This window comes from Rathayibacter sp. SW19, from assembly GCF_030866825.1.
In the GTDB taxonomy this organism is placed as follows: domain Bacteria; phylum Actinomycetota; class Actinomycetes; order Actinomycetales; family Microbacteriaceae; genus Rathayibacter_A; species Rathayibacter_A soli.
Map to the genome: position 1 here is coordinate 3546687 of NZ_CP133020.1, position 23259 is coordinate 3569945.

A 23259-nucleotide genomic window follows, 5' to 3' on the forward strand; every position below is an offset into this window, starting at 1 on the left:
ACGTGACCCGCTAGGCTCACGTCGTGGAGCTGATCGCACGTGGGCGGGCCAGCGACGTGTTCGACCTTGGTGCCGGGCGCGTGTTGCGGCGCTACCGCACAAATCTGGACGTGGCGCGCGAGGCGCGCACTATGCAGCACCTTCGCGTGCACGGATATCCCGTTCCGCAGGTGTTTCATGCCCATGGCACCGACATGGTCATCGAACGCATCCACGGCAGGACCCTTTTCGACGAGTTGCTGGACCACCCGGATCAATTCAGGCGGTACGGTCGGCTCCTGGGCGAACTGCACGAGCGGCTGCACCGGCTGCCAGCGCCGGCGTGGCTAACCGAAGGCGCAGAGGGTGCAAGCGTTGGCACAGAGAGAACCGTCATCATTCACCGCGACCTGCATCCGCGGAATGTGATCGTCAGCGAGTGCGGTCCAGTAGTGATCGACTGGACCGAGGCTAGTGCGGGGAGGGCGAGTGTCGACACCGCGATCACAGCCATTGTGACCCTCGGCGCGGACCTCGACGTCGAGTCGAGCGTCGCAGAGCAGATCGAGCCGTTTCGAGCGCTGTTCATCAACGCGTTCCTTCAAGCATGCGGAGCCGACGCCCGCGATGGATTGCAGCAGGCGATCGACTACCGCCTCGGCAACCCGAACAATACGCCGAACGAGATGCACTGGCTGGAGCAGATCGCGCCAGGTTGCTTGGACGTGTTCTATCGGGAGCAGCGCGAATCCTCGTAGTGAGAATCGCATCCGCCGTCAGCTCCGGCAGGCAGCCATATAGCTCACCAATGCCTCAGCTAGAAAACACGTCCCGCAGGGTGACAGTGTGCAGCTTGCGTTCATGCAGAATGTCGAGCAATTGCGGGTACACGTGCGTCACCGGCGGAAAGTTCGCATGCCCGATGACGATGTGCTGCGGCAGGAACCATTGCTGTGCGAACGACACCACCTGGTCCTGCGTGATCAGCCCGGAGTCCGACAGTGATCCGTACCACATGACTGGCGCGATGTAGCCGATGCTCGACGCCACCCGGCCGACCCGTGCGTTGTAGTAGCCGTACGGAGGGCGATAGAACGGCGCCGCATGCACACCGTAGGTGTTCTTGATGAACGTCGAATTGCGGGTCAACTGGTCGACGATGCCGGAGTCGCTCAGCGACGTCAGATCGGCGTGATCGAAGGTATGGTTACCCAACTGCACCTGGCCGCTTTCAACCAGCGGTCGCAGTGCCGGCGCATTCGCCGTCCAGGAGTCGTACTTGCCGTTGAGGAAGAAGGTCAACCGGATGCCGCTGTCCGCGGCGAACTTCGCATACGCCGCGACGACGTCGCTGTCTGCGCCGTCGTCGACGGTCCATGCCATCAACGCGCCCGTTCCCGGCAATGCTGTGATCGTACCTCCCGGAATCCGGTGCTTGACGATGAGGGGCGCAGTTGCACGCACAGCACCTTCCACCAGCATGGGAGGCGCGGGCGATTTCGGCACCGGGCGACCAGGCGCCGGCAGCGTGGGGTCCACATACTCTCGCGCCGGTTGCGCGGCACACCCGGCCAACGAAACGACGACCGACCCCGCTATCGCGGTGAGCAGTTGGCGTCGATCCACGCGACTCACGCTATCGCATGGCACATTCGTCACTGTCGCGCGAGATGGGTGAGTTCGGCCGCGAAGGCCCTCATGTCCTCCACTGGAGCGAAGAAGACGGCGTCGGCGTCTTCAACGTCGTGGGTTGCATGCCGAGCTATCGCGATGCCGGATGCCGTCGGGAGCAGAACACGTGCTCGGCCGTCTGTGGGGTGGTGTGCCCGGCTGATGAGGCCCTTTGTTTCGAGTGTGCGAAGAACTTGGGAGGTCATCATCACGTCCGTGCCGGCGAACTCTGCCAGGTCGGCTTGGGTAAGTTGCCGATCCGGCTCCGCGTCGTGCAGCCAGACCAGGCACGCTAACAACACGTACTGCACGTGTGTGAGGCCATGCGGTGCGAGCGTCGCTCGCATCGCCGCCTGCCAGCGGTTGGTCACGTGCCACAGAGCCAGGCCCGGGCTCTCGTCCGCCGACCTGAATCGGGTACCCAGAGAGCCGTCAGACATGCACGCCTCGCTCCGCGGCTGCGAGCAGTTCGCTCATCGCAACAGGGAAATCCCCGCTGATTTGCGGACCCAGCTCGGAGCCAACCTCATCGGCGCCGACCCCGGTGATCTCGAGCACATGCGTGACCGTGGTGCCGCCCGCCCGCGTGGGGTTCAGCCTGTGACGGAAGGTCAGCGTCAGCGCACCGAACACGGTTTGATCCGCGTACACGCCACTGCGTTCCAGCTCTGTAATGACTGATTTCATCGGCTCCTGGCCCTGAGGGGTGACGGTCAATCGTGTCCCCACTTGGAACGGACCGTGCAGTTCGAACAGGTCGGAGTTCGGGCCGAGCGCCGTCCCCGAGTGCAATGCTTGCAGCGCCGCCCAAACGGCATCCGGGCTAGCGGTTGTTGTTGCTTCCTGACTGGTGGTCCACATTATTGTCCCCTATCTAATAAGTGCGCTTACTATATCACGCCGACCCAGTGCTCGCTACCACACCGTGCGCAGGTACCGCACCCCGGTGGTCGAGTGGTGAGCGCCTGTCCCTGAGCTTGCCGAAGGGCGAGTTTATCGAGACCTCGTGACGGGTGTGGGGTCTCGATACGCGTACTCGCTACGCTCGTGCGCTACTCGACCACCGGTGCTGTACCGCGCCTGGCACAATCGGGTGCAGAGAAAAGGAGTATTCGTGACCACCCTGCTTCGCGAAACCGCCGTGCTCTCCCCCGCGGACGCCGCGCGCCGGTCCGCGCTGCGACGCATGAAAGCCATCGCGCTCGGCCTGCTGATCGGGCTCACCGCCGTTTTCGCCGTCGCATTCGCGTTCCAACAGCAGTACCCGTGGCTGCAATATGTGCGGTCCGCCGCCGAGGGCGGCATGGTCGGTGCACTCGCCGACTGGTTCGCGGTGACCGCGCTGTTCCGGCATCCGTTCGGGTTGAGGATTCCGCACACAGCGATCATCCCCAACCGCAAGGACGAGATCGGCGAGAGCCTCGGCGAGTTCGTCGAGACCAACTTTCTTTCCGAGAGCGTGGTGCGCGGCAAACTCGAATCCATCGACGTCGCCACCGGGCTCGGCAGCTGGCTCGCCCAGCCGCACAACGCGCGCCGCGTCACGGCGGAAGCCTCCACTGCCCTGCGCGGCGTCGCGACCATGCTCGACGACGACGACATGAAGACCCTGATCGAATCGATCGTGCATCGGCACCTGCTCGACCCGCTTTGGGGGCCGCCGCTCGGTCGCCTCGGGGAGAAGGTGATCGCATCCGGTGGGCACCGCGAGGCGGTGGACCTCGTCTTCGACCGGCTCGACACCTGGGTGAACGAGAATCCGGATGCGTTCGGCGCGCTCGCCTCCGCCCGCCTGCCTTCCTGGGTGCCCAGCATCGTCAACCGCTTCGTCGACGACACCGTTTATCACGAGGCCCAACGGTTCGTGCGCGACGTGCGCACCAACCCGAACCACAAGTTGCGCCAGGCGATCGACGGTTATCTGACGACGCTGACCGAACGCCTGCAGAACGATCCGGCGACGATCGCGAAACTCGAGGCCGCGAAGAACCGGGCGTTCGACGATCCGCGCGTGCGCGAACTGGCCGGCAGTGTGTGGGAGGCGGCTCGCTCAGCGCTGCTCGAATCGCTGGCGGACGAGACGAGCGCACTGCGGCGAGGCATCGCATCCGCTCTGACGGATGTCGGCGGCCGGCTCGCAACCGATGCCGCGCTCGGCGCGAAAGTGAACGCGTGGGCGACGGATGCTGCAAGCCATCTGGTCTCGACGTATCGTCACGACATCGTCGGCATCATCACCGACACGGTCAAACGCTGGGACCCGGCTGAAACGACGGAGAAAATCGAGTTGCAGGTCGGTCGGGATCTGCAGTTCATCCGCATCAACGGCACCGTCGTGGGTTCGCTGGCCGGGTTGGCGATCTTCGCGATCGCGCAGGCACTGTTGGGCGGGCCCGGGTTCGGCGGGTAGCGCAGCGGCACAGATCAGGCGTCACGCACACCGGCGACGGCGGCCAGCCGGGCCCGATACGCCAGGAGCAGACTGCTGACGCTTGTCGCTGCGAATTGTTCGCGAAGGGCCGCGATCCGGCGATCGACAGATCGGCGCGAGAGGTGCAGCTTCTGTGCGGTGCCTGCAATCGTGACCCCGTCGGCGAGCAGCCGTAACAGCTGCCGGTCTTCATCGGTCAGCACGGGGGCCGCTTCACCAATGCGATGATTGAGCCGGCCCAGATGACGCAGATCCTCGCAGAGCGAGTCCAGGATGCTGCGAGCGGCAAGCCCGTGCACAATCAGATTGACGCCGGTGAGACCTGCGGTCACGGCCAAGGTCGCGTCGAGACGGTTCGCGACGGCGCCGGCCAACGCGGTCGCGCCCGACGTTCCGGGCAGGCCCCAGCCCGGATGGACACTCCAGCCGATCGCGCGCACGTCGCCGATCGTCTGCTTGAATTGCGTGTCGGAGCCCTCTACGACCACGGATTGAATCATGGCGCGTCCTGCGCCTGTGCAAGTGCGACCGCCTGCAGCCGATTGGCCGCACCCAATTTGCGCCGTGCGGACAGCACGTGCGATTCGACGGTGCGCGCCGAGACACCCAACCGCACGGCTATCGTCGTGTCGGAAAGTCCTCGCCCGATCAGGTCGAGCACCTGCCGTTCCCGCGGTGTCAATTCGCCGGCGCGATCGGTGCCCCTCGGGGCCGAGCGTTGAACACCGAGTGTGCGAAGGGCCTTCTCGATCCGTGCGAGCATCGGAGCCATCTCGTGCCGCCGCGCCAGCTGCTCGACGTCGAGGAACTCTGCGACCGCTTCCTGTTCGGAACCCGAGTCTGCAAGCGCCCGTCCACTGGCCCAGCGGCAGCGCACCTCACCCTGGCGGTGGTACGGCTGCCAGAGTTCAGCCGCGCGCTGGAAGTGCGCGGCGGCAGCCTGCGCGTCGCTTGCTCGCAAGCAGTCGATGCCGGCGAGCTCCTCTGGGACAGCGTGCAGCATGGTCAGTTCGAAGGCCTCGGTCAAATCGGGTAGCTTCACGGCCGGCATGCCTGCTTGCAGTGCCGACCACTGGAACACGGGAGCTGCCAGCGCGATGCGGTGCGGGTTTTCGACACAGTCCAGAAATGCGGGCAGCTCAGCCAGGGCGTCCTCTGGTCGACCCGCCAGTTCGGCCGCGACCACTCGAAGGTGATACAGATTCGAACGATGAAGCGTGGATTCGGTCAGCGCTTCTTCGCCCAGGGCCAAACCTTCGTCGAGCTGACCCAGATTCAGCAGGCACAGTGCCCACGCCGAACTGACCTCTTCGCGGGTGCGGCGCATCACCGATCCGGCCAGCAGTTGCGGAGCGGACTCGACGACGAGTCGATAGTCTCCGGCATGCATGGCCAGATTCAGCCGGGCAGACCAGAAGTGCCTGCGCCAGCGCAGCAGCTGGAGGTCGTCCGCTCTGGCCATCATCTGCTCGGCGATCCGGGCACCGGTAACGGGACTCCCCGCACTCTCATGGCAGACGACGAGATTGTTCGCCGTAACGAATTCGATGCCGAGATCGTTCTCGGCTCGTGCAAACTCGAGGGACCGGCCGAGATTCTCCTCCCATCTGCCGTCGCCGATGTAGTACTGGATGGTCCCCAGAATGTAATACGCGCGACCCCGGTACACGCCCAGCCGGTCCGCCCGCTGCACCGCCATTCTGGCCAGATCGAGGGCCGTTTCGAAATCCTGCTGCGCGAGTAGCACCACCTTGGCGCGTTCGGCCAGCAGTGCGACTTCCGCCGCAGCAATCTCCGCTGCAGCGTTCCGGCCGAGCGAGCCCGACGTTCCGAGCTTTCCGGATGCGCACCGCTCCAGACCCCGATCGACCAACGTCGACCAGCTGTCGTAATCGCCTGCTTCGGCTGCCGCACGAGCTCGGATGAGGGCGACCTTGACCTGTATTTCATCAGTGTCAGGCAACCCTGCGAGAATCTCATCAAGATCGCCGAACTCCGCCGCTTCTGCCGCCGCACCCGCTGCCCGCAATCTCAGCTCCGGCTCCCCTGCGGCCGGTGCGCACGAGGCTGCGGTGATCAAATGGGCAGAACGCTCACCGGGTGTCGGCGCAGATTCGACCGCGAGAATTGCGGCGGCGTATCCCGCCGCGAAGTCACCGGCAAGGAGGTGGTGACGCGCGGCATCGCCCGGGTGATTCAGAAACGCCGCGAGCATCCGATGGAGTTCGATCTCGCGCGATTTCTCCAGGTCATCGACGACCACTTCTGCAATCAGCGTGTGCCGCATGGTGACGCCATCGGTGTCCGCAATGCTCAGCCCGGCCGCGCGGAGCGCCTCGGCACCCGGCAACTCATGCTCCGGCAACGGTCTGCCGGCCAGCGAGAGCAACTCCAATCCTGTGACGGCTTCTGCAGGCAACGCCCGGATGCGGGCGGCCACCGAAAGACGCAGGCTCTGCACGTTGCTGTCGCCCGCGGCGAGCTCTTCGATCAGGAGTGGGTTGCCGCCCGAGCGATGGGCAATGCTGCGGATGGCGTTCTCGTCCAGCTCCGCTCCGACGCGGCGAGCGAGCTGTTGCGCGTGCTCGGCGTCGAGCGGCTCCAGGTCGATGGTCTCGAACCCGGCGTCCGCAAGCAACGCCAGTGCGGCTTCTGCACCAGGATCGCCGCGGCGAACGGCGCTCACAATCGGAACGCGGCCCACGAGAATGCGGATCACCGCGCGAGTGCCCGCATCCGCCCACTGCAGGTCGTCGATAACGAGGAGCCCGTCTCCGATGCGTTCCTCGAGTGCGGCCGCGACGAACTCGGGATCCCCGGCCCACATGCGGGCCGTGGCGCCCGCCGCCGCGCTGCCGCCCTCACCGCGCACCGCTGTCACGTCGTTGAGCGCGCGACGCAGCGGCAGGTACGCGGACCATGACAGTGTCGCGAGCGCGCCGCCCTCGAACACACGGCGCGTTCCGGCTCTCGCTGCCCGCCGGATGAGTGTGGTCTTGCCGACGCCGGCCTCACCAAGGACGGCGACGCAGCATCCGAGCCCCGCAAGCCGCGCGTCGAGCGCGGTCAACTCCCCGAGACGCCCCACCAACATCGGTCCGCCCTCATCTCGAGCCGCAGACACCCACTGCACATGTTGCGCCGTGCACGGTGCCCCGCTCAGACCGGTCGCCGTGCGCCGTGACACGACGATGTGGCTGAGAGCCTAACAGTCCGCCCGCAGAACGGCTAGGGCGTCACCGGCTGCGGGCGGACTGGTCTTCATGCCTCAGTCTCAGCGTCCGTATCCGGCGGACGGAAACCCGCCGACGAAGGCCATCATGCGACACAGCACGAATGCCCTGCTGTATTGGGCGATCGCGGTGAACTTGTCCGACACGGCACCCTCACGGGACAACCCGGCCTGCTCGAAGACGGCAACGGAGATCACCGGGGTCGTCTTCTTATCCTTCATGACGGACAGCGCGCGTACCACCTGGTTGCGTCCATGGTCCAAAGCCGTTGACAGGCCGGACTCCGAATGCACGTCGACGATGTTCAATTCGTTGTCGAGCACACCGTTGTCGCTGTATTTCTGTAGCAACGTGGCGGTGCGAGCATAGTTCGCGTAGCTGTATCCCATTGCCGCATATTCTGCGTTGGGTTTGTTCGCCCCAATGTACCGCTGCAACGACTGAATCTGATCGTGACCGCTCATCGCCAGGGCCACCTCGAAGTCGACACCAGCCAGCTTGTTGCGCAGAACATCGTTGGACATTCCACGGTCCTGTGCCATCGGCTGGATGATGCCAGAGTCAAACGCCTGCCAGTTGGCGTTAGCAGCCTTGCGGAAGAACGCCCCGACGGAGCTGAGCTTCACATCCTTTGCCACGGTGCCACCGCTGTTATCGCGGCCCACGTCGAACGTCGACTTCGCGAACTCCAGCTGCCCCTGCGCAAGGTCGAGATACAGGATCATCACGAGTGCGTCTTCGAGGAAAGTATCGACACCGTCGTATTTCGCGTAGTTCTGAAACATCGACAGCAGGGCCGCGTCTGCGAACTTGATCAGCGCGAATGCGTCGAACGCCTCACCGTATGCGGCGACGAGCGCCTCGGCATCCGTCACCGATTTCGGATGGTAGGCGCCCAGTTTGCCCATGAATGCAGCGAAGTCGTCGAGAGCGGTCCGCGATGCGTTCAGCGACGTGTCGATGGCTCCTTCGCCGTTCAAGAACAGGCTCTGCACCGTTGTGAACGTGCGGTGCGTCGCCTCCATGAACACGGCGGCCTGATGTGCCTCGGCAAACGCACCGCCCGGCAGCCCCTGCCGTGCGAGGTTCTGTGCGCGAATCGCGAGATCGTCCGCTTCTGCCAGCAGCGGTTCGCCCATCTCCTGGATGACGGGATCGAGCGCTCCGAAGTCCGACTTTGCCCGCTTGAAGCGTGCCAGCGCTTCCTTGCCCGCGTTGTCCAGCTTGTCGTAGCCGTTCGCGCTGATCTTCGGGCTGTCGCCCAGCTGCGGCGCGGGAAGCGCTTTGCCTGTCAGCTTCTTGTACGCCTGGTAGATGTCGCCGACCTCTTCGACCTTCACACCCTTCGACGCCCCCAATTTCACAACATCGACCAAGTTCCCATCCATGTCGTAGGAATTGCGCTGCCCTATTGGGATCAGAGCAGTCTTGAACTTCTTCGAATCGATCACACCCTGGATCTTCTCCGGAACGCCACCAACGAGCCCGACCGTTCCTGTTGGGTCGATCGTTCCGGTCATCGTCGTTTTCGGATCGATCGTGTCACCGTAGTAGAGAGACAGGATCGCCGCGGTGGTCAACGCACCGGCGCTCGGGCCGTCGATCTGGCCGGTGAACGCGAACCGATAGCGAGTGCCCAGCGGCGCGCCGGTGAGGAGCGTTGCCACGGTGACAGCGTTCCAGGATGCCGCCCGAGTCATGTCACCGAAGCCGGCCACTTCGTCTTCCGAGAAGTCGACGACGGTGTTGCCGCCCTTCGCAGGGCTCACGGCGATCTCCTGCGTGGAATGACCACCGCCGCCGTTACTGGTCGCGTACAGCACCTGCACCTTCACACTCGACTTCTTGAATCCCGCCGGTTTGTCCACAGCGGGCGAAACTGTCGCCGCTGGCCGATCCGCGCCGGAATTCTGCGGCAGCAGCCCGCATCCAGTGCTCAGTAGTGCGACGGTGGTCAGCGCCGCAAACGCGCCGACCATCCTTCTCTTGATTGCTTTCATGGTGTGCCCCTTACCCTTGTGGCGACGCCGGAGTGGCGACCGCATCGTAATCACGCGCCTGCCCACGGCGTCGTGTGATCGTCACCGTATCGATGGGGTGTGGCAGCGCACATCCGGGAATTGCGCCACATGCGCAATTGGGCGACCGGCGGTGTCGGCGGCCGGCGGTGTCATTAATCGGCTGTGTCAATGATCGGAGTACGCTGAAGGCCGAGGGTGGTTATCGATAGGCCCGCCGCCCCGATGACCCCCATGACGAGCGATCAAGAAACTCCGAGTGCCCGGGATACTCGTGCGCAAATCGCCCAGCGGATGCGCGCAGACGTACCCTGGATCGCCATACTGTGCCTGACCAGCGCTTTCCAGTTCTTCCGCGGGGCACCGGCTGACGGCGCAGTGTTCGTTGGCGCGGCATTGGCGCTGACCCTGGACACGTTCGGCCTGCTGCGCTTCGCGCGCTTGGCCCGTACACCGCGCACCGTCGTGGCATTCTCGGTCGGCGTCATTCTCGTCGCGTTTCTGACGTTCCTTCCGCGCTTCAGTTTCGCGGATGGCGTCATTGTCGTCGGTGTCGGAGTCACGCTGATCCCGTTCGCGTGGTCTGAGCCGGCGGAGCGAGCATCCGCCGATCGAACGCCGACTGACCGAGCGCAGTCTGACCAAGCGCCGACTGACCGAGCGCAGTCTGACCGAGCGCGGCCCGACCGGGCACAGGCCGGCGCCAGGAATGAGTCGCCCGCGCGCGCCATCCGGCGAGCGGCGATTCTCTGGTCGGCGATGGCGGTCACACTGTGCCTGTGGGAGATTGGATCGTTCTTTCTCGGGATGCCATCCGCCGCCGCAGTATTCGCGCATCCGGCGCTGTCCGACCTGATCGTTCCGCTGATGAACAATCCAATCGGCCTGGCCGCGGGCGCCGCACTCTGGTTGCTCGGCGGTGCGGCACTACTGCACAGAGGACGCCCCCGATGAGTAGAAGACGCCCCGATGAGTAGAGCGGTCACGATCGTCGGGTTCATCGCGTGCGGAGCGTTCGCGCTGCTGCTGGTCGTCGACTCGCGGCGCAACCCGGACAAGACTGCGCCGCTTGGCACGCTCCTTGACAAAGTGATGGCCTCCCGTGCCGCCCGCATTACGATCCTCGTCTTCTGGTGGTGGCTCGGCTGGCACTTCCTCGTCACACCGCCGCTGCCGCCCGGATAGGTGCTGAAGCTGTCCTCCACAGGACGATCGAACCGCTGTTGTGCACAGGCCGCACAACCGGTGCGAGCGAGTGTCGATGGTCTATGACACTCTGAAGGCATGACCGACGTAGCACCCGCGCCCGAGCCGGTATCCGGGCACGTTCTGACATCCGAGCCAGGCCTGCGCGCCCAGGCGGAGGAGGTTCTGCGCACGCTGGTCGGCTCACCGGAGGCCGCCTTCCACGACGGGCAATTCGAGGCGATCGACGCGCTCGTCACCGATCGGCGGCGGGCACTCGTCGTGCAACGCACAGGCTGGGGCAAGTCGGCGGTGTACTTCGTCGCAACACTGCTGTTACGGCGGCGGGGCGCCGGACCGAGCGTGATCGTCTCGCCACTGCTGGCGCTGATGCGCGATCAGGTCGCCGCAGCCGCCCGCGCCGGTGTGCGCGCCGTGTCGATCAACTCCGCCAACGCGACGGAATGGGGTCGCGCTCGGGCCGCGCTCGATGCCGACGACGTCGACGTGCTGCTCGTCTCGCCCGAACGCCTGAACAACCCGACATTCCGCGAAGAACAGCTGCCCACCCTGATCGCGCGCATGGGCATGCTGGTCATCGATGAGGCGCACTGCATTTCGGACTGGGGTCACGACTTCCGTCCCGACTACCGCCGGTTGCGCGAACTCGTCATGACTCTTCCTGCTGGCGTACCCGTGCTCGCAACCACCGCTACTGCCAACTCTCGCGTGGTGACGGATGTCGCGGAGCAGTTGGGGGCGAGCGCGCAGCACAGTGCAGCGGATGCTGTGCTCACCATTCGCGGTTCCCTCGCCCGAGAATCGCTTCGGCTCGGCGTGCTGCGGCTGCGCGAGCCGGGAGCGCGGCTCGCCTGGCTGATTTCGCATCTGAACGAACTGCCTGGCAGCGGAATCATCTACACCTTGACGGTGTCCGCTGCGGAAGACACCGCGACCGTGTTGAGGGACGCCGGGTACAACGTGCGCGCCTACACAGGCCGCACGGAACCGACCGAGCGAGAGGAGGCGGAAACGGCGCTCAAACAAAACGAGGTCAAAGCACTCGTTGCCACGAGCGCACTCGGCATGGGCTTTGACAAGCCCGATCTGGGCTTCGTCATCCATCTCGGGGCGCCGTCTTCGCCGGTCGCCTACTACCAACAGGTCGGCCGTGCGGGGCGTGCGACCGATCATGCCGACGTGCTGCTGATGCCCGGCGATGAAGATCCGGCGATCTGGGCGTACTTCGCCACAGCGTCGATGCCAAGCCGCGAGCGCGTCACACAGGTGCTCCAGGCTCTGAATGCTGCCTCAGGAGCGCTTTCGACGGCGGCGCTGGAGACCCGGGTGAACCTCAAGCGCAACACGCTCGAACTGCTGCTCAAAGTGCTCGATGTCGATGGCGCTGTGCGGCGGGTGCGCGGCGGCTGGGAGTCCACAGGCGTCCCATGGGACTACGACGAGGAGCGCTACACCCGGATTGCGCAGGCACGAAGCGCGGAGGCGGCCGCAATGCTCGAATACGAGCAGATCGACGGGTGCCGTATGGAGTTTCTGCAACGCGCACTCGATGATCCGGATGCCCGGCCGTGCGGTCGCTGCGACCGTTGCGCCGGTGTCTGGTATCCCGAGGACGTTGCCGCGGATGCGCTGGGCACGGCCACGAACGCACTCGAGAGGGTGGGCGTCGAGCTCGCACCGCGCTCGCTGTGGCCGAGTGGAATGGCCGCCCTCGGCATCCGGGTGTCCGGAAAGATTCCCGTGGCCGAGAATTTCGTCACCGGGCGCTCGCTGGCCCGCCTGACCGATCTCGGCTGGGGCAATCGACTGCGAGCGCTGTTCGCGCCGCGGGCCGACAGCGACTCCGCCGACAGCCACTCCGCCGACCGCGACTCAGCCGACAGCGGCTCCACCGACAACGCGACCGCGGACGCCCCGATCGACGAGGCACTGCTGAACGCGTGCGCCCGCGCGCTCGGCGAGTGGAACTGGGCGACGCGGCCGATAGCTGTCGTATCCGTGCCGTCACGCAGCCGCCCACAACTCGTCGGCTCGCTTGCAGCAGGACTCGCCGCACTCGGCAGACTGCCCTACCTCGGCTCGCTCGAACCGGCCGCAGGAGGGCCGAGCGGCGGCCCGGGCGGCAACAGCGCTTATCGGCTCGCGTCCGTGTGGGAACGCCTCATCGTTCCAAACGGGATGCGCGCGGCGCTGGCAGCCATCAATGCGACGCCGGCCGCTCGGAGTGACCTACTCGAGCCACCCCGACCTGATTCCGCCGATCTCCTGGTTGGATTCGTGCCAACGGAGCCACCGGGACCGGTGCTGCTCATCGATGACCTCGCAGACAGCAGATGGACGCTGACCATCGCCGCACGCGCCCTGCGCGACGCCGGATCCGGACCCGTGCTCCCCTTCACGCTTGCCCAACGCTGACAGCACGCGCTGCGAGCACGCTGGGTTCCCAGCAAGCCCATATCTCACGACGTCTACGCTAACTTTGCATGCCCTGCAAAATTCACAGCGCGGGCATCTGTGCAGACATCCGCACGCAAATCAGTCTGAAAGAAGACAACCTCGAGCATGAACTCCCCCATTCTTGCTGCACGCGACATCCGAAAGTCATATGGTCGCGGTTCCAATCGCTTCGATGCGCTCAAGGGCGTGTCCCTCGAGATCAATGCAGGCGAATCCATCGCGATCGTCGGAAAGAGCGGGTCGGGCAAATCGACGCTCATGCACCTGCTGGCACTACTCGACGGCCCTGACGGCGGAACGGTGCTCGTCGACGGCTCCGACTCGAGCGCTCTGCGTGCTGCGGAGGTGAATCGGTTGCGCAACCGCGACTTCGGCTTCGTCTTCCAGCAGTTCTTTCTCACTGCCAACGCCTCCGTGCTCGACAATGTGGTGCTTCCGCTGAAAATCGCCGGAATCGCTCCAAAGGAACGCAAGGCTCGCGGGATGGCTGCGCTTGAGCAACTCGAATTAGGCGACAAGGCAAAGAACAAGGCGGGGAACCTGTCGGGCGGGCAGAAACAGCGCGCCGTGATCGCGCGCGCACTCGTGAACAATCCCAAGGTGATCTTCGCCGACGAACCGACCGGCAACCTCGACAGCGTGACAGGAAAGATCGTCGAGGACATCCTGTTCTCACTGAACAGCGAGAAAGGGATCACGCTCATCTTGGTCACCCACGATCAGGCGTTGGCGGCGCGCTGCGACCGACAACTCTTCATCCACGACGGCCTCGAAGAGACCGAAGCGGAGCGCATCTCATGAAATTCGTCGACATCGTGAGAACGGCCATCGGCAACAGCTTCCGCAGCAAACTGCGCACGACCCTCACCGTCATCGCCATCTTCATCGGCGCATTCACGCTGACGATCACGAGCGCGATCGGTGCGGGAGTCTCCAGCTACATCAACACTCAGGTCGCGTCGATCGGCGCAGCCAACGTGTTGACGGTCACGAAAACGGCAGCCGCGACGAAACCGGATGCCGGCCCCGCCAAATACGACCCAAGCAAAGTCAGCGGATCCGGCGGTTTCGGCGGCGGGGCAGCAGCCGCCGGGATCAGCGTTGCCACACTCGACTCGAGCGACGTCAAGACGATCGCGGCAATCCCCGGCATCCTCGATGTGAACCCGCTGGTTCAAGTGTCACCGGATTACGTACAAAGCGCCACCAGCGGCAAATATCAGGTGACTGTCAATCAGACGGCAGCGTTCACGAAGGCGGATCTGGCGGCGGGCAGTCAGCTGGATTCAGGCGGCGGCACGAACCAGGTTCTTCTGCCGATCAGCTACCTCGGCAGTCTGGGATTCGCCACTGCAAACGATGCCATCGGTCACACCCTTACGTTCGGCGTCACGGACTACCTCGGCACACAGCACCAGGTCACGGCAACAGTGGCCGGCGTTCAGAATACGACACTGATCGGCGGAGGACTCGGTTTCAACCAGCACCTGACCGATGCGCTTCACACCGTGCAGACCACCGGGAGGCCGGCGGCGAAGACGACCGGTTACGCCGTCGCCACCGCACACATCGCGAGCAACGCCACAACAGCCCAGATCGACGCGATCAAGAAGGATCTGCATGCCAAGGGCTTCACCGCCCAGACAGTAGCCGACCAGATCGGCTCCTTCGAGACGGTGATCAACGGCATCATCGGTGTGCTCGACGCTTTCGCAATCATCGCCCTCGTCGCAGCAGGCTTCGGCATCATCAACACGCTGCTGATGAGCGTGCAGGAGCGCACCCGCGAGATCGGCTTGATGAAAGCAATGGGCATGAGCGGAAGCAAGGTCTACGCGCTTTTCAGCACAGAGGCGGTGTTCATCGGATTCCTCGGCAGCGCGATCGGCGCGGCGGTGGCGATCGGGCTGGGCTCCCTCGTCAGCTCGGCGCTCTCACGCACCGTGCTGTCCGGGCTGCCCGGTTTGCATGTCATGCTGTTCACACCGGGTTCGATCGCCGTGATCATCGGCGTCGTCATGGTGATCGCATTCCTGGCGGGAACGCTGCCCGCGCGCCGCGCCGCGCGCCAGAACCCGATTGATGCGTTGCGTTACGAATGAGGAGATGGCATGGCCGACTCGGAACAGCCCGAAACCGGCTTCCGTGAGCGCAAGCGTGCATCAGCACGTTTGGCGCTGGAGCGCGTTGCGCTCGAACTCGGCCACGCTCACGGGTATGAAAACACCACCATCGAGATGATCTGCGAGGCAGGCCAGATCTCGCAGCGCACGTTCTTCAACTACTTCGGATCGAAGGAGGGCGTCTTTCTGGGGGCGCTTCCAGCCACCCCGTCAGACGAAGACGTCGCCCGGTTTCTCACGGGGGGCGGTGAAAACCTTCTGAGCGATCTGGTCACCGTGATCACCGCCGCCATCGTCGACCAGGAACTCGACATCGAACTCATGACGTCACGACGTGAGCTGATCATGGCCACCCCCGAGTTGAGCAAGGCGCTGATGGCCCGGATGACGGATGCTGAAGACCAATTCGTCGCTCTCGTGCTCCGACGCTTCGCACGTGAAGGCCGGGTCGGCAGTGAGACGGAACTCGACGACGAAGCGCGCATGTTCACCGCGCTTGCAACCGGCGTGCTGCACTTCGCCATGCGCAAGTGGGCGATGAGTCAGCACACCAGCACCCCGAGCGACGTACTTGGCGCAGCGATCGCGCTCGTGCAACGTGTGACCTCACCGTTGCATTAGTGTAAGCTTGCATTTGCGCATCTCTGCAGCGAGTGCAATAATTTAGCTTGTGCAACAGACAATCGCCCCAACGCTTCGCGATCGGAAACGCGCAGAGGCCCGTGCGCAGTTGAAAGCGGCTGCACTCGAGCTCGTGCTGCGTGACGGCTTGGACGGCGCAACGATCGACGCGATCGGCGAACGTGCCTTCGTGTCATGTTGAAACACGAGCTGTCACGCTCGTCAGAGAGGTAATCCAGAAACTCCAATGACTCAGACACAGTCCCTTCCGGCATCCACGGACGCCACACCGACAAGCAAACGCAGCATCCTGCTGGTGTTCGCAGGCCTCATGGTCACGATGCTGCTTGCTTCCCTTGACCAGACCATTTTCAGCACGGCACTACCGACGATCGTCGGCGAGCTGCACGGTGTGAACGAGATGGTGTGGGTCATCACGATCTACATTCTTGCTTCAACCATCATGCTGCCGATCTATGGCAAGGTCGGCGACCTGATCGGGCGTAAAGGCCTGTTCATCTTCGCGATCGGCCTCTTCATCGTCGGCTCGATCATCGGCGGCTGGGCCGGCGACATGACCTGGCTGATCATCGGCCGGGCCGTTCAAGGCCTCGGTGGCGGCGGGTTGATGATCCTCTCTCAGGCGATCATCGCCGACGTGGTTCCGGCGCGCGAACGTGGCCGGTACATGGGAATCATGGGCGGCGTATTCGCCCTGTCCTCCGTCGCCGGCCCGTTGCTCGGTGGCTGGTTCACCGACGGCATCGGCTGGCGCTGGGGTCTGTGGATGAACATCCCGCTCGGCATCCTCGCGATCATCTCCGCCGTGTTCTTCCTGCGCCTGTCCAAGAAGCCGAAGCGCAAGGCGTCGTTCGACGTCTATGGCATGGCGCTGTTGGCCATCGCGTCCACCTGTCTTGTGCTGGTCACCACTCTCGGTGGCACCACGGTCAACGGAGTGAAATTCGACTGGAATTCCCCGCAGATCATTCTTCTGATCGCCGCCACCATCGTCGCAGCGATCCTGTTCGTGTTCGTAGAACGCCGCGTGTCCGAACCGGTCATGCCGCTGTATCTGTTCAAGGAACGCAACTTCAACCTGACCACGGTTGCCGGTCTGATCATCGGAATCGCCATGTTCGGCACGCTCGCCTACCTGCCGACCTACCTGCAGATGGTCACAGGAGCCAACGCGACGCAAGCCGGATTCCTGATGATCCCGATGATGGCTGCACTGCTGGTGAGTTCGATCGGTTCAGGCCAGATCGTCAGCAAGACCGGCCGCTACAAGTGGTCGCTCATCTCCGGAACGATCATCGTCGCCGGAGCGTTGATGCTGTTGTCCACGATGACGGCGGCCATCCCCGTGTATGTCATCTGCCTGTACTTGGCGCTGATGGGCCTTGGGCTCGGACTGTGCATGCAGATCCTGGTACTGGTGGTGCAGAACACCTTCCCGAACAAACTGGTCGGCACGGCTACCGCGTCGAACAACTACTTCCGTCAGATCGGGGCCTCGATCGGTTCCGCCGTTGTCGGCAGCCTGTTCGCCACGCGCCTGGTCAACCTGCTGACCGAACGGATGCCCGCTGCGGCACAAGGCGCGACCGGTTCGACGAACGCCCTGACGCCGGCCGCTGTGAAAGAACTGCCGAAAGCTGTACGCGACATCATCATCGGTTCGTACAACGACGCGTTGGCCCCTATCTTCCTGTTCATGGTGCCGTTGATCATCATCGCGGTGATTCTGCTCTGCTTCGTCAAAGAGGTTCCGCTGGCCACCACAATCGACCGCGAGATCGATCCGAACAGCCTGGAGACCAACGGCGCAGACGCCGTGCTGCTCGGGCGAGAATTCGAAGGCCAGGCGGCCACCGAGCCGGGCGCAGAAGACGATGCATCGATCGCAGCCGGTTATTCATCGCCGACCGGTCGCGCAGTCGAAACCACGCAGCATCCGGTCGTATAGCCGGTCGCGCAACCACGACGAGGCCGCTGCCCTACCCGGCAGCGGCCTCTTCTGGTGCAGCGAAGATGTTCACCATCCAGCTAACTCCGAACCTGTCTGTGCACATACCGAACGTGTCGCCCCACATCGCCTTTTCCAACGGCATCGTGATCGTTGCGCCGTCGATCAGTGCGTTCCAGTACCCGCGCAACTCGGCTTCGTCCTCCCCGCTGAGCGAGATCGAATAATTGTTACCGGGCGTGTACTCCAGGCGTTTCGGTGTGTCCGCCCCGGCGAGATCGAGGCCGCCATCAGTTGACAGCATGCCGTGCATGATCAGTTGGGCTTCATCGGGATCCTCACTGGCATGGAAGTCGCCGAACGTGTTCAGGGTGAGCTCGCCGCCGAAGACTGTGTGATAAAACTCCAATGCTTCCCGCGCGTTGTCGCGAAAGCTGAGGTACGGATTGAGGCGAGTGACCATGATCGATGCTCCCTGTTCGGTGCTCTCTGTTCGGTGCAGGTGCAGCGCCGCCGTGTCTGCGGGGCCGCCTGCTTCGTGTCGATTATGGCCCCGCCTGGGCTCAGGCGCGAGAGGCAATTCGGCTGAATTCGCCCCGCACCCACCCTCAGCGCATTGACGTTGTGCGCATTCACCTTGTCAGCATTGACCTTGTCCGCATTCACCTTGTCAGCATTGACCTTGTCAGGGGTCGGGCAGACACTGGAGGGGTGCCAGAGCTCCCCGAGATCCACGCCCTCGCCTCTGACCTGGGTGCCCGCCTGATCCGGCACACTCTCGAGAGGTTCGAACTCGTCTCATTCGCTGCGTTGAAGACCTTCGACCCGCCCGCCTCGGCACTTTCGGGTCGGGTCATCACAGGCGTTGCACATCACGGCAAGTTCCTCGATATCACGGTCGGCGACCTGCACCTGATCGTCCATCTCGCGCGCGCCGGCTGGATCCGCTGGCGCGATGGGCCGCCTCCCCCGCCGACCGGGCGTCCGGGCAGAGGACCACTCGCCGCCCGGCTCATCCTTGAAGATGGGTCCGGTTTGAACATCACAGAGGCCGGCACGAAGAAATCGCTTGCAATCTGGATCGTCGCCGACCCGATCGAGGTGCCCGGCATTGCCCGCTTGGGGCCGGACCCGCTGGCCGACGACTTCACGCTCTCGGTATTCGCAGACATCCTTGCAGCAGCGGGGCGCGCCCAGATCAAAGGCGTCCTCCGCAATCAATCGGTGATCGCCGGTATCGGCAACGCCTACTCCGACGAGATCCTGCACGCCGCTCGGATGTCGCCGTTCAAGCCCGCTGCAATGCCACCGGATGACGCCTCCCGGCTTTTCGACGCACTCCAGGCAACGCTGCGGGCTGCGATCGCGCGCGCAGACGGCCTGGCGGCATCCGAATTGAAGCAGGAGAAGAAGTCGGGCATGCAGGTGCATGGCCGCGCGGGCGAATCGTGTCCGGTCTGCGGGGACACCGTGCGCCAGGTGATCTTCGCCGATTCGACGCTGCAGTATTGCCCGACCTGCCAGACCGGGGGCAAGCCGCTCGCGGACCGCGTGCTGTCACGCCTGTTGAAGTAATCGCTTCAACTCGGCGCTTGCACGCGTTGCCGCGTTCGGCCTAACGTGGAAGCGCTGTCACATTTTACTCAACGTTCATGCAGCGATCGCATGGGCGATAAAACGTGGACAGGCAGCCTATTCCCAGCGCTGTCAGAAGGAGAGGTTCGCACGGCCCACGCATTCACCCGTCGCCACGTCTTGGCCATCGGCTTCGCGGCAACGGTCACGGCAGCGGGTGGGCTGTTCGCCTTCGCATCGTGCACAACCCCGAAGACTCCAGCGCGGCCGTTCGGCCCGATCGAGCTGCGTCAGCCGCCCGTCATCCGCAGCATGAACGGCACGCTGACCGCCGAACTGAAACCGGTCTGGGCGTCGACCGACATCGGCGTCGGCCGGGCGATCGAAAGCTACAACTACAACGGTGCGATCCCCGGCGCCACGTGGGTCGCGCATCCCGGCGATCGTCTGAAAATCACACTGAACAATCGGATGCCGTCGCTTGCGACGGCCGGCACTAGCCCGGCCGAATCCAGCCACCATGATCACGGCACCGACCTCACCCGGCCGCACGTCTGGACGAACACCAACCTGCACACGCACGGCCTGCACGTGTCCCCGTCCGGCCACCAAGACAACGTGTTCATCTCGATCGCGCCAGGCGAATCGTTCGATTATGACATTCACATCCCAACCGACCACGAAGCCGGATTCTTCTGGTATCACCCACATCGCCAAGGGGCGGTCACGCAGCAGGTGCGTGGCGGCATGGCCGGCGCGCTCATCGTCAGGGGCGACATCGACGAGGTTCCAGAAATCGCCGCAGCAAAAGAAAAAGTGCTAGTGCTGCAGGCGATCGAGCTCGGCTCCGAGTTCAAGGAAGAGGCACCGATCCCCGACCCGAGCAAGAGCGAAGCGTTCTTTCCTCGCACGCAGATCTTCTGGACCGTCAACGGCAGTTACAAACCGACGATCACCATGTATCCGGGTGAGGTGCAGCGTTGGCGCATCCTCAATGCGGCGGAAGGCAAGCTCGCCTCGTTGCGCATGGCGGGGCACTCGCTCAATCAGATCGCGTGGGACGGAATGACTCTCTCGGCACCGGAACCAGCGCTCGATACCCTGTTGAGCCCCGGCAACCGGGTGGACGTGCTCGTGAAGGCCGGTGCGGCAGGCTCATACGATCTGGTGCTTTCGCCCGGTTCCAGCCAGAAACCGTTCGTGCCCGGCATGCCGCAGACGATTCAACCGCCCGGAAAGAACGGAACCGTTTCGCCCGAATTGGTGCCACGGGTCGTCGCCACCGTCATCGTCAAGGGGACCGGTCCGGAGCTCGCGTTGCCCAGCACCCTTCCTGCGTACAACCCCAAGATGCTCCCGGTGGTGCGCACCCGCGATGTCCGCTACACCGTGCAGCGGCTGCCTGATCACTCGTTCGTCAGCTTCGGCATCAACGGCCGCGCATTCAACCCGGATGACCCGCCGTACACGATGAAACGCGGCACTGCCGAGGAGTGGACGATCATCAATGGTGCCGATGAGGGCTTTGTGCACGTGTTCCATGTGCACGTCAACTCGTTCAAGGTGATCAAGATCAACGGCATCGCTCTGGAGAAGCCGCTTTGGCGCGACACGTTCGTGCTCGGCCCGAGGCTGGGTGACTCGTTCACCTTCGTGATGAACCTGACCGATTTCACCGGAAAGTTCGTCGAGCACTGCCATGTGCTCGCTCATGAGGATCTCGGAATGATGGAGAGCCTCGAAATCGTCGCGTGAGCGACACAAGGAGACGCAGTATGCCCACACCCTCTCGCCGCCAGTTTCTCGTGGCGGGTACCCTCGCCACACTCGGCCTCGGCCTCACCGCCTGCACGACAGGCGGCGACTGGGTCACCATCGAGGCTAAAGCTCTGGATGAGTTGAGGAAGCAATTGCATGGCAGGCTCCTCCTTCCGGGCCAGCCCGGATTCACCGACGCGTGGATGCCGACCAACGGACGCTACCGCGACACCGTGCCGATGGTGGTCGCCCGTGTGGCCGATGAGCAGGATGTCGTGACCTGCGTGAAGTGGGCGAAGAAATACGACATCCAACCGGTCGCGCGCGGTGGCGGGCACAACTATGCAGGGCTCTCGACCACGACTGGACTGATCGTGGACCTCAGCCGGCTGAACGCGGTGAAGATCGACACCGGATCCGCCACGGCGATCACCGGTGGCGCAGCATCCAATCGCGATGTTTTCCAGGCCAGCACAGGTGGCCCACTGCTGCTTCCCGGCGGCACCTGCCTGAGCGTCGGCATGGGCGGCCTCACCCTCGGCGGTGGCATCGGTTACCACACTCACTGGGCTGGGCTGACCTCCGATCACCTCACTAAGACGCGCATGGTGACGGCTGCCGGCGACATCGTCACGGCGGACCGCAACACCAACGCCGACCTGTTCTGGGCCAGTCGAGGCGGCACGGGCGGCACCTTCGGCATCAACACGTCGTTCGAATACGACCTGGTGCCTGTGCCGACCAGCGACATCGTCTACTACCGATTCGATTGGACCGGTGCGGATGCCGCCCTCGCGATGTTCTCCACGTTCGACGAGTTGGAACAGAGCGCACCGCCCGAGTTCGTGGCTTCGGCGATGGCGCAGGCCACGCCGGTTGGTGCGGCCGGGCCGCGCGCGGCGATCGACGTCATGGTGCGTGGACAGTTCCTCGGAAGCAAAGACGATTTTCTCGGTTTGGTCGGGCCTTTGTTGAAGGCATCGCCGCCGGCCAAGCAGCAGATCGTGGTGCAACCGTTCTGGACGACAGCAAAGATCTTCACCACAGCGGAGTCGCCTAATCACTCGTGGGGCGACATCTCGCGTTATACGAAGGCGGCCCTGCCGGCCGCCACGGTGCAGAAGATGGTGGATCTGATCGCCGAGACCCCCAGCCGGTCGAGCTCGAACAATGCCGCACTGTTCATGCTCGGCTGGATCGGCGGCAGCGTGATGGATAAGTTCTCGCGCACGGAGACCGCATACGTGCATCGCGGCATGACCAACATGTGGCGACCGTCGCCGGTGTGGGAGAACATTGCACCGAAGTCCGTCAGCGACGATCTGCTTGCCTGGACAGACGAGGTGATCGCCGTCATGAAGCCGGACTCTGTCAACGAGAGCTATCAGAACTTCCCGAACCGCAGCATCCGGGATTGGCAGCAGCAGTACTTCGGTGAGAATCTCGATCGCCTGCTGAGCGTGAAGAAGAAGTGGGACCCGCACAATGTGTTCCACTCGGAGCAGAGCCTGCCGGTGAAGTAGTCAACGCAACGCGATGCGACGGGCGTTGAGGTGGCCCGTAGGATCTCAGCCATGATCCCGTACGAATTCCGCGAGCCGCTAGCCACCGAGCGGTTGCGCATCCGGTTGATGACCCCGGCAGACACGGATGCCGTCCACGCGTATCAATCACGCGCCGACGTGTGTGAATACCTGCTGTTCGAGCCGCGCAGTCGCGCGACGGTCGTTGAGAAGGTGGCCGCGGCATCCGCTGCGACTCGGTTCGAAAAGGACGGCGACGACTGGCGATTGGCCGTCGAGCGTGTCGCGGATGGGGCGGTGCTCGGTGAGCTGTACTTCTCCCTGGCGAGGGCGGAACACCAGTGCGCGGAGATCGGCTGGATGTTCCACCCCGACTATTTCGGCAACGGTTATGGGCAGGAATCGGCGCGTGCCCTGCTCCGGCTCGGCTTCGAGACGGTGCAATGCCATCGGATTGTGGCTGAACTGACACCACAGAACACCGCCTCGGTGAACCTGTGCCGCCGACTCGGCATGCGCGAGGAAGCATATTTCGTAGAGAACCTGATGCTCAAGGGCCGCTGGCAGGACACCGGCGTCTATGCGATGCTGCGCAGCGAATGGAACGCGGCCGGCGACTAGACCCCGCCCGCCCGCCGACTGGTCACTTGACACTTGCCGCTTGCCGCTTGCCGCTTGCCGCTTGCCATACTGGT

At 64.0% G+C, this 23259-nt stretch carries 21 protein-coding genes; 14 read left to right on the plus strand and 7 right to left on the minus strand.

From position 1 onward, the window contains the following. The first annotated feature begins 23 nt into the window (after positions 1 to 23). Positions 24 to 737, plus strand: coding sequence for a phosphotransferase (locus QU604_RS16580; RefSeq protein ID WP_308465720.1), 714 nt, complete (start codon positions 24 to 26; stop codon positions 735 to 737). Between the two features lie 55 nt (positions 738 to 792). On the opposite strand, the gene QU604_RS16585 is transcribed toward QU604_RS16580, so the two are convergent. Genes QU604_RS16585 through QU604_RS16595 form a run of 3 tightly spaced genes read right to left on the minus strand, consistent with a single transcriptional unit; the run spans position 793 to position 2511 of the window. Continuing rightward, complete coding sequence (locus QU604_RS16585; RefSeq protein ID WP_308465721.1) at positions 793 to 1605, minus strand: polysaccharide deacetylase family protein; 813 nt, start codon at positions 1603 to 1605, stop codon at positions 793 to 795. A gap of 29 nt (positions 1606 to 1634) precedes the next feature. Then, positions 1635 to 2090 (minus strand): MarR family winged helix-turn-helix transcriptional regulator, encoded by a 456-nt coding sequence (locus QU604_RS16590; protein ID WP_308465722.1) that lies wholly within the window; start codon positions 2088 to 2090, stop codon positions 1635 to 1637. Continuing rightward, positions 2083 to 2511: an SRPBCC family protein gene (locus QU604_RS16595; RefSeq protein WP_308465723.1), complete on the minus strand. Its 429-nt coding sequence runs from the start codon at positions 2509 to 2511 to the stop codon at positions 2083 to 2085. Before QU604_RS16595 ends, QU604_RS16590 begins: the two co-directional genes overlap by 8 nt. Before the next feature lie 325 nt (positions 2512 to 2836). Between QU604_RS16595 and QU604_RS16600 the strand changes: the two genes are divergently transcribed. Further along, entirely contained in the window at positions 2837 to 4060 is a 1224-nt protein-coding gene (locus tag QU604_RS16600; protein ID WP_308468951.1) for a DUF445 domain-containing protein, read from the plus strand. Between the two features lie 14 nt (positions 4061 to 4074). Here the strand turns inward: QU604_RS16600 and QU604_RS16605 are convergent, their stop codons facing one another. The 3 genes from QU604_RS16605 to QU604_RS16615 form a co-directional block, all read right to left on the minus strand. Next, complete coding sequence (locus QU604_RS16605; RefSeq protein ID WP_308465724.1) at positions 4075 to 4581, minus strand: hypothetical protein; 507 nt, start codon at positions 4579 to 4581, stop codon at positions 4075 to 4077. Next, on the minus strand, positions 4578 to 7268 hold the full coding sequence (locus tag QU604_RS16610) for a helix-turn-helix transcriptional regulator (protein ID WP_308465725.1): 2691 nt from the start codon (positions 7266 to 7268) through the stop codon (positions 4578 to 4580). Before QU604_RS16610 ends, QU604_RS16605 begins: the two co-directional genes overlap by 4 nt. An 87-nt stretch (positions 7269 to 7355) precedes the next feature. Then, positions 7356 to 9314 carry a S16 family serine protease gene (locus QU604_RS16615; protein WP_308465726.1) on the minus strand — a complete coding sequence of 653 codons (1959 nt, stop codon included), beginning with the start codon at positions 9312 to 9314 and terminating at the stop codon, positions 7356 to 7358. Between the two features lie 252 nt (positions 9315 to 9566). Between QU604_RS16615 and QU604_RS16620 the strand changes: the two genes are divergently transcribed. From QU604_RS16620 to QU604_RS16655, 8 genes are all read left to right on the plus strand, one after another. After that, the gene (locus tag QU604_RS16620; RefSeq protein ID WP_308465727.1) at positions 9567 to 10286 is read left to right on the plus strand and encodes a hypothetical protein; all 720 of its coding nucleotides are present in this window, start codon (positions 9567 to 9569) and stop codon (positions 10284 to 10286) included. A 15-nt stretch (positions 10287 to 10301) separates the two neighbouring features. After that, a complete protein-coding gene (locus QU604_RS16625; protein WP_308465728.1) occupies positions 10302 to 10517 on the plus strand; it encodes a DUF6186 family protein in 216 nt (71 codons plus the stop codon). A 99-nt stretch (positions 10518 to 10616) separates the two neighbouring features. After that, the gene (locus QU604_RS16630) at positions 10617 to 12953 is read left to right on the plus strand and encodes a RecQ family ATP-dependent DNA helicase (protein ID WP_308465729.1); all 2337 of its coding nucleotides are present in this window, start codon (positions 10617 to 10619) and stop codon (positions 12951 to 12953) included. Between the two features lie 147 nt (positions 12954 to 13100). Next, positions 13101 to 13796 (plus strand): ABC transporter ATP-binding protein, encoded by a 696-nt coding sequence (locus QU604_RS16635; protein WP_308465730.1) that lies wholly within the window; start codon positions 13101 to 13103, stop codon positions 13794 to 13796. Further along, complete coding sequence (locus QU604_RS16640) at positions 13793 to 15097, plus strand: ABC transporter permease (protein ID WP_308465731.1); 1305 nt, start codon at positions 13793 to 13795, stop codon at positions 15095 to 15097. Before QU604_RS16635 ends, QU604_RS16640 begins: the two co-directional genes overlap by 4 nt. A gap of 9 nt (positions 15098 to 15106) precedes the next feature. Then, entirely contained in the window at positions 15107 to 15739 is a 633-nt protein-coding gene (locus QU604_RS16645; RefSeq protein WP_308465732.1) for a TetR/AcrR family transcriptional regulator, read from the plus strand. 49 nt (positions 15740 to 15788) lie between these two features. Next, positions 15789 to 15941, plus strand: a complete 153-nt coding sequence (locus QU604_RS16650) for a hypothetical protein (RefSeq protein ID WP_308465733.1) — start codon at positions 15789 to 15791, stop codon at positions 15939 to 15941. Between the two features lie 45 nt (positions 15942 to 15986). Next, the gene (locus QU604_RS16655; RefSeq protein WP_308465734.1) at positions 15987 to 17708 is read left to right on the plus strand and encodes an MDR family MFS transporter; all 1722 of its coding nucleotides are present in this window, start codon (positions 15987 to 15989) and stop codon (positions 17706 to 17708) included. Between the two features lie 31 nt (positions 17709 to 17739). Here the strand turns inward: QU604_RS16655 and QU604_RS16660 are convergent, their stop codons facing one another. Then, entirely contained in the window at positions 17740 to 18171 is a 432-nt protein-coding gene (locus QU604_RS16660) for a VOC family protein (RefSeq protein ID WP_308465735.1), read from the minus strand. Positions 18172 to 18419: 248 nt separating this feature from the next. Here QU604_RS16660 and QU604_RS16665 point away from each other — a divergent pair, with 248 nt between their 5' ends. The 4 genes from QU604_RS16665 (at position 18420) to QU604_RS16680 (ending at position 23185) form a co-directional block, all read left to right on the plus strand. After that, positions 18420 to 19283: an Fpg/Nei family DNA glycosylase gene (locus QU604_RS16665; RefSeq protein ID WP_308465736.1), complete on the plus strand. Its 864-nt coding sequence runs from the start codon at positions 18420 to 18422 to the stop codon at positions 19281 to 19283. 90 nt (positions 19284 to 19373) lie between these two features. Further along, positions 19374 to 21038: a multicopper oxidase family protein gene (locus tag QU604_RS16670; protein WP_308465737.1), complete on the plus strand. Its 1665-nt coding sequence runs from the start codon at positions 19374 to 19376 to the stop codon at positions 21036 to 21038. A 20-nt stretch (positions 21039 to 21058) separates the two neighbouring features. Beyond that, positions 21059 to 22564 carry an FAD-binding oxidoreductase gene (locus QU604_RS16675; protein ID WP_308465738.1) on the plus strand — a complete coding sequence of 502 codons (1506 nt, stop codon included), beginning with the start codon at positions 21059 to 21061 and terminating at the stop codon, positions 22562 to 22564. A 51-nt stretch (positions 22565 to 22615) separates the two neighbouring features. After that, on the plus strand, positions 22616 to 23185 hold the full coding sequence (locus tag QU604_RS16680; protein ID WP_308465739.1) for a GNAT family N-acetyltransferase: 570 nt from the start codon (positions 22616 to 22618) through the stop codon (positions 23183 to 23185). The last annotated feature ends 74 nt before the right edge of the window (positions 23186 to 23259 follow it).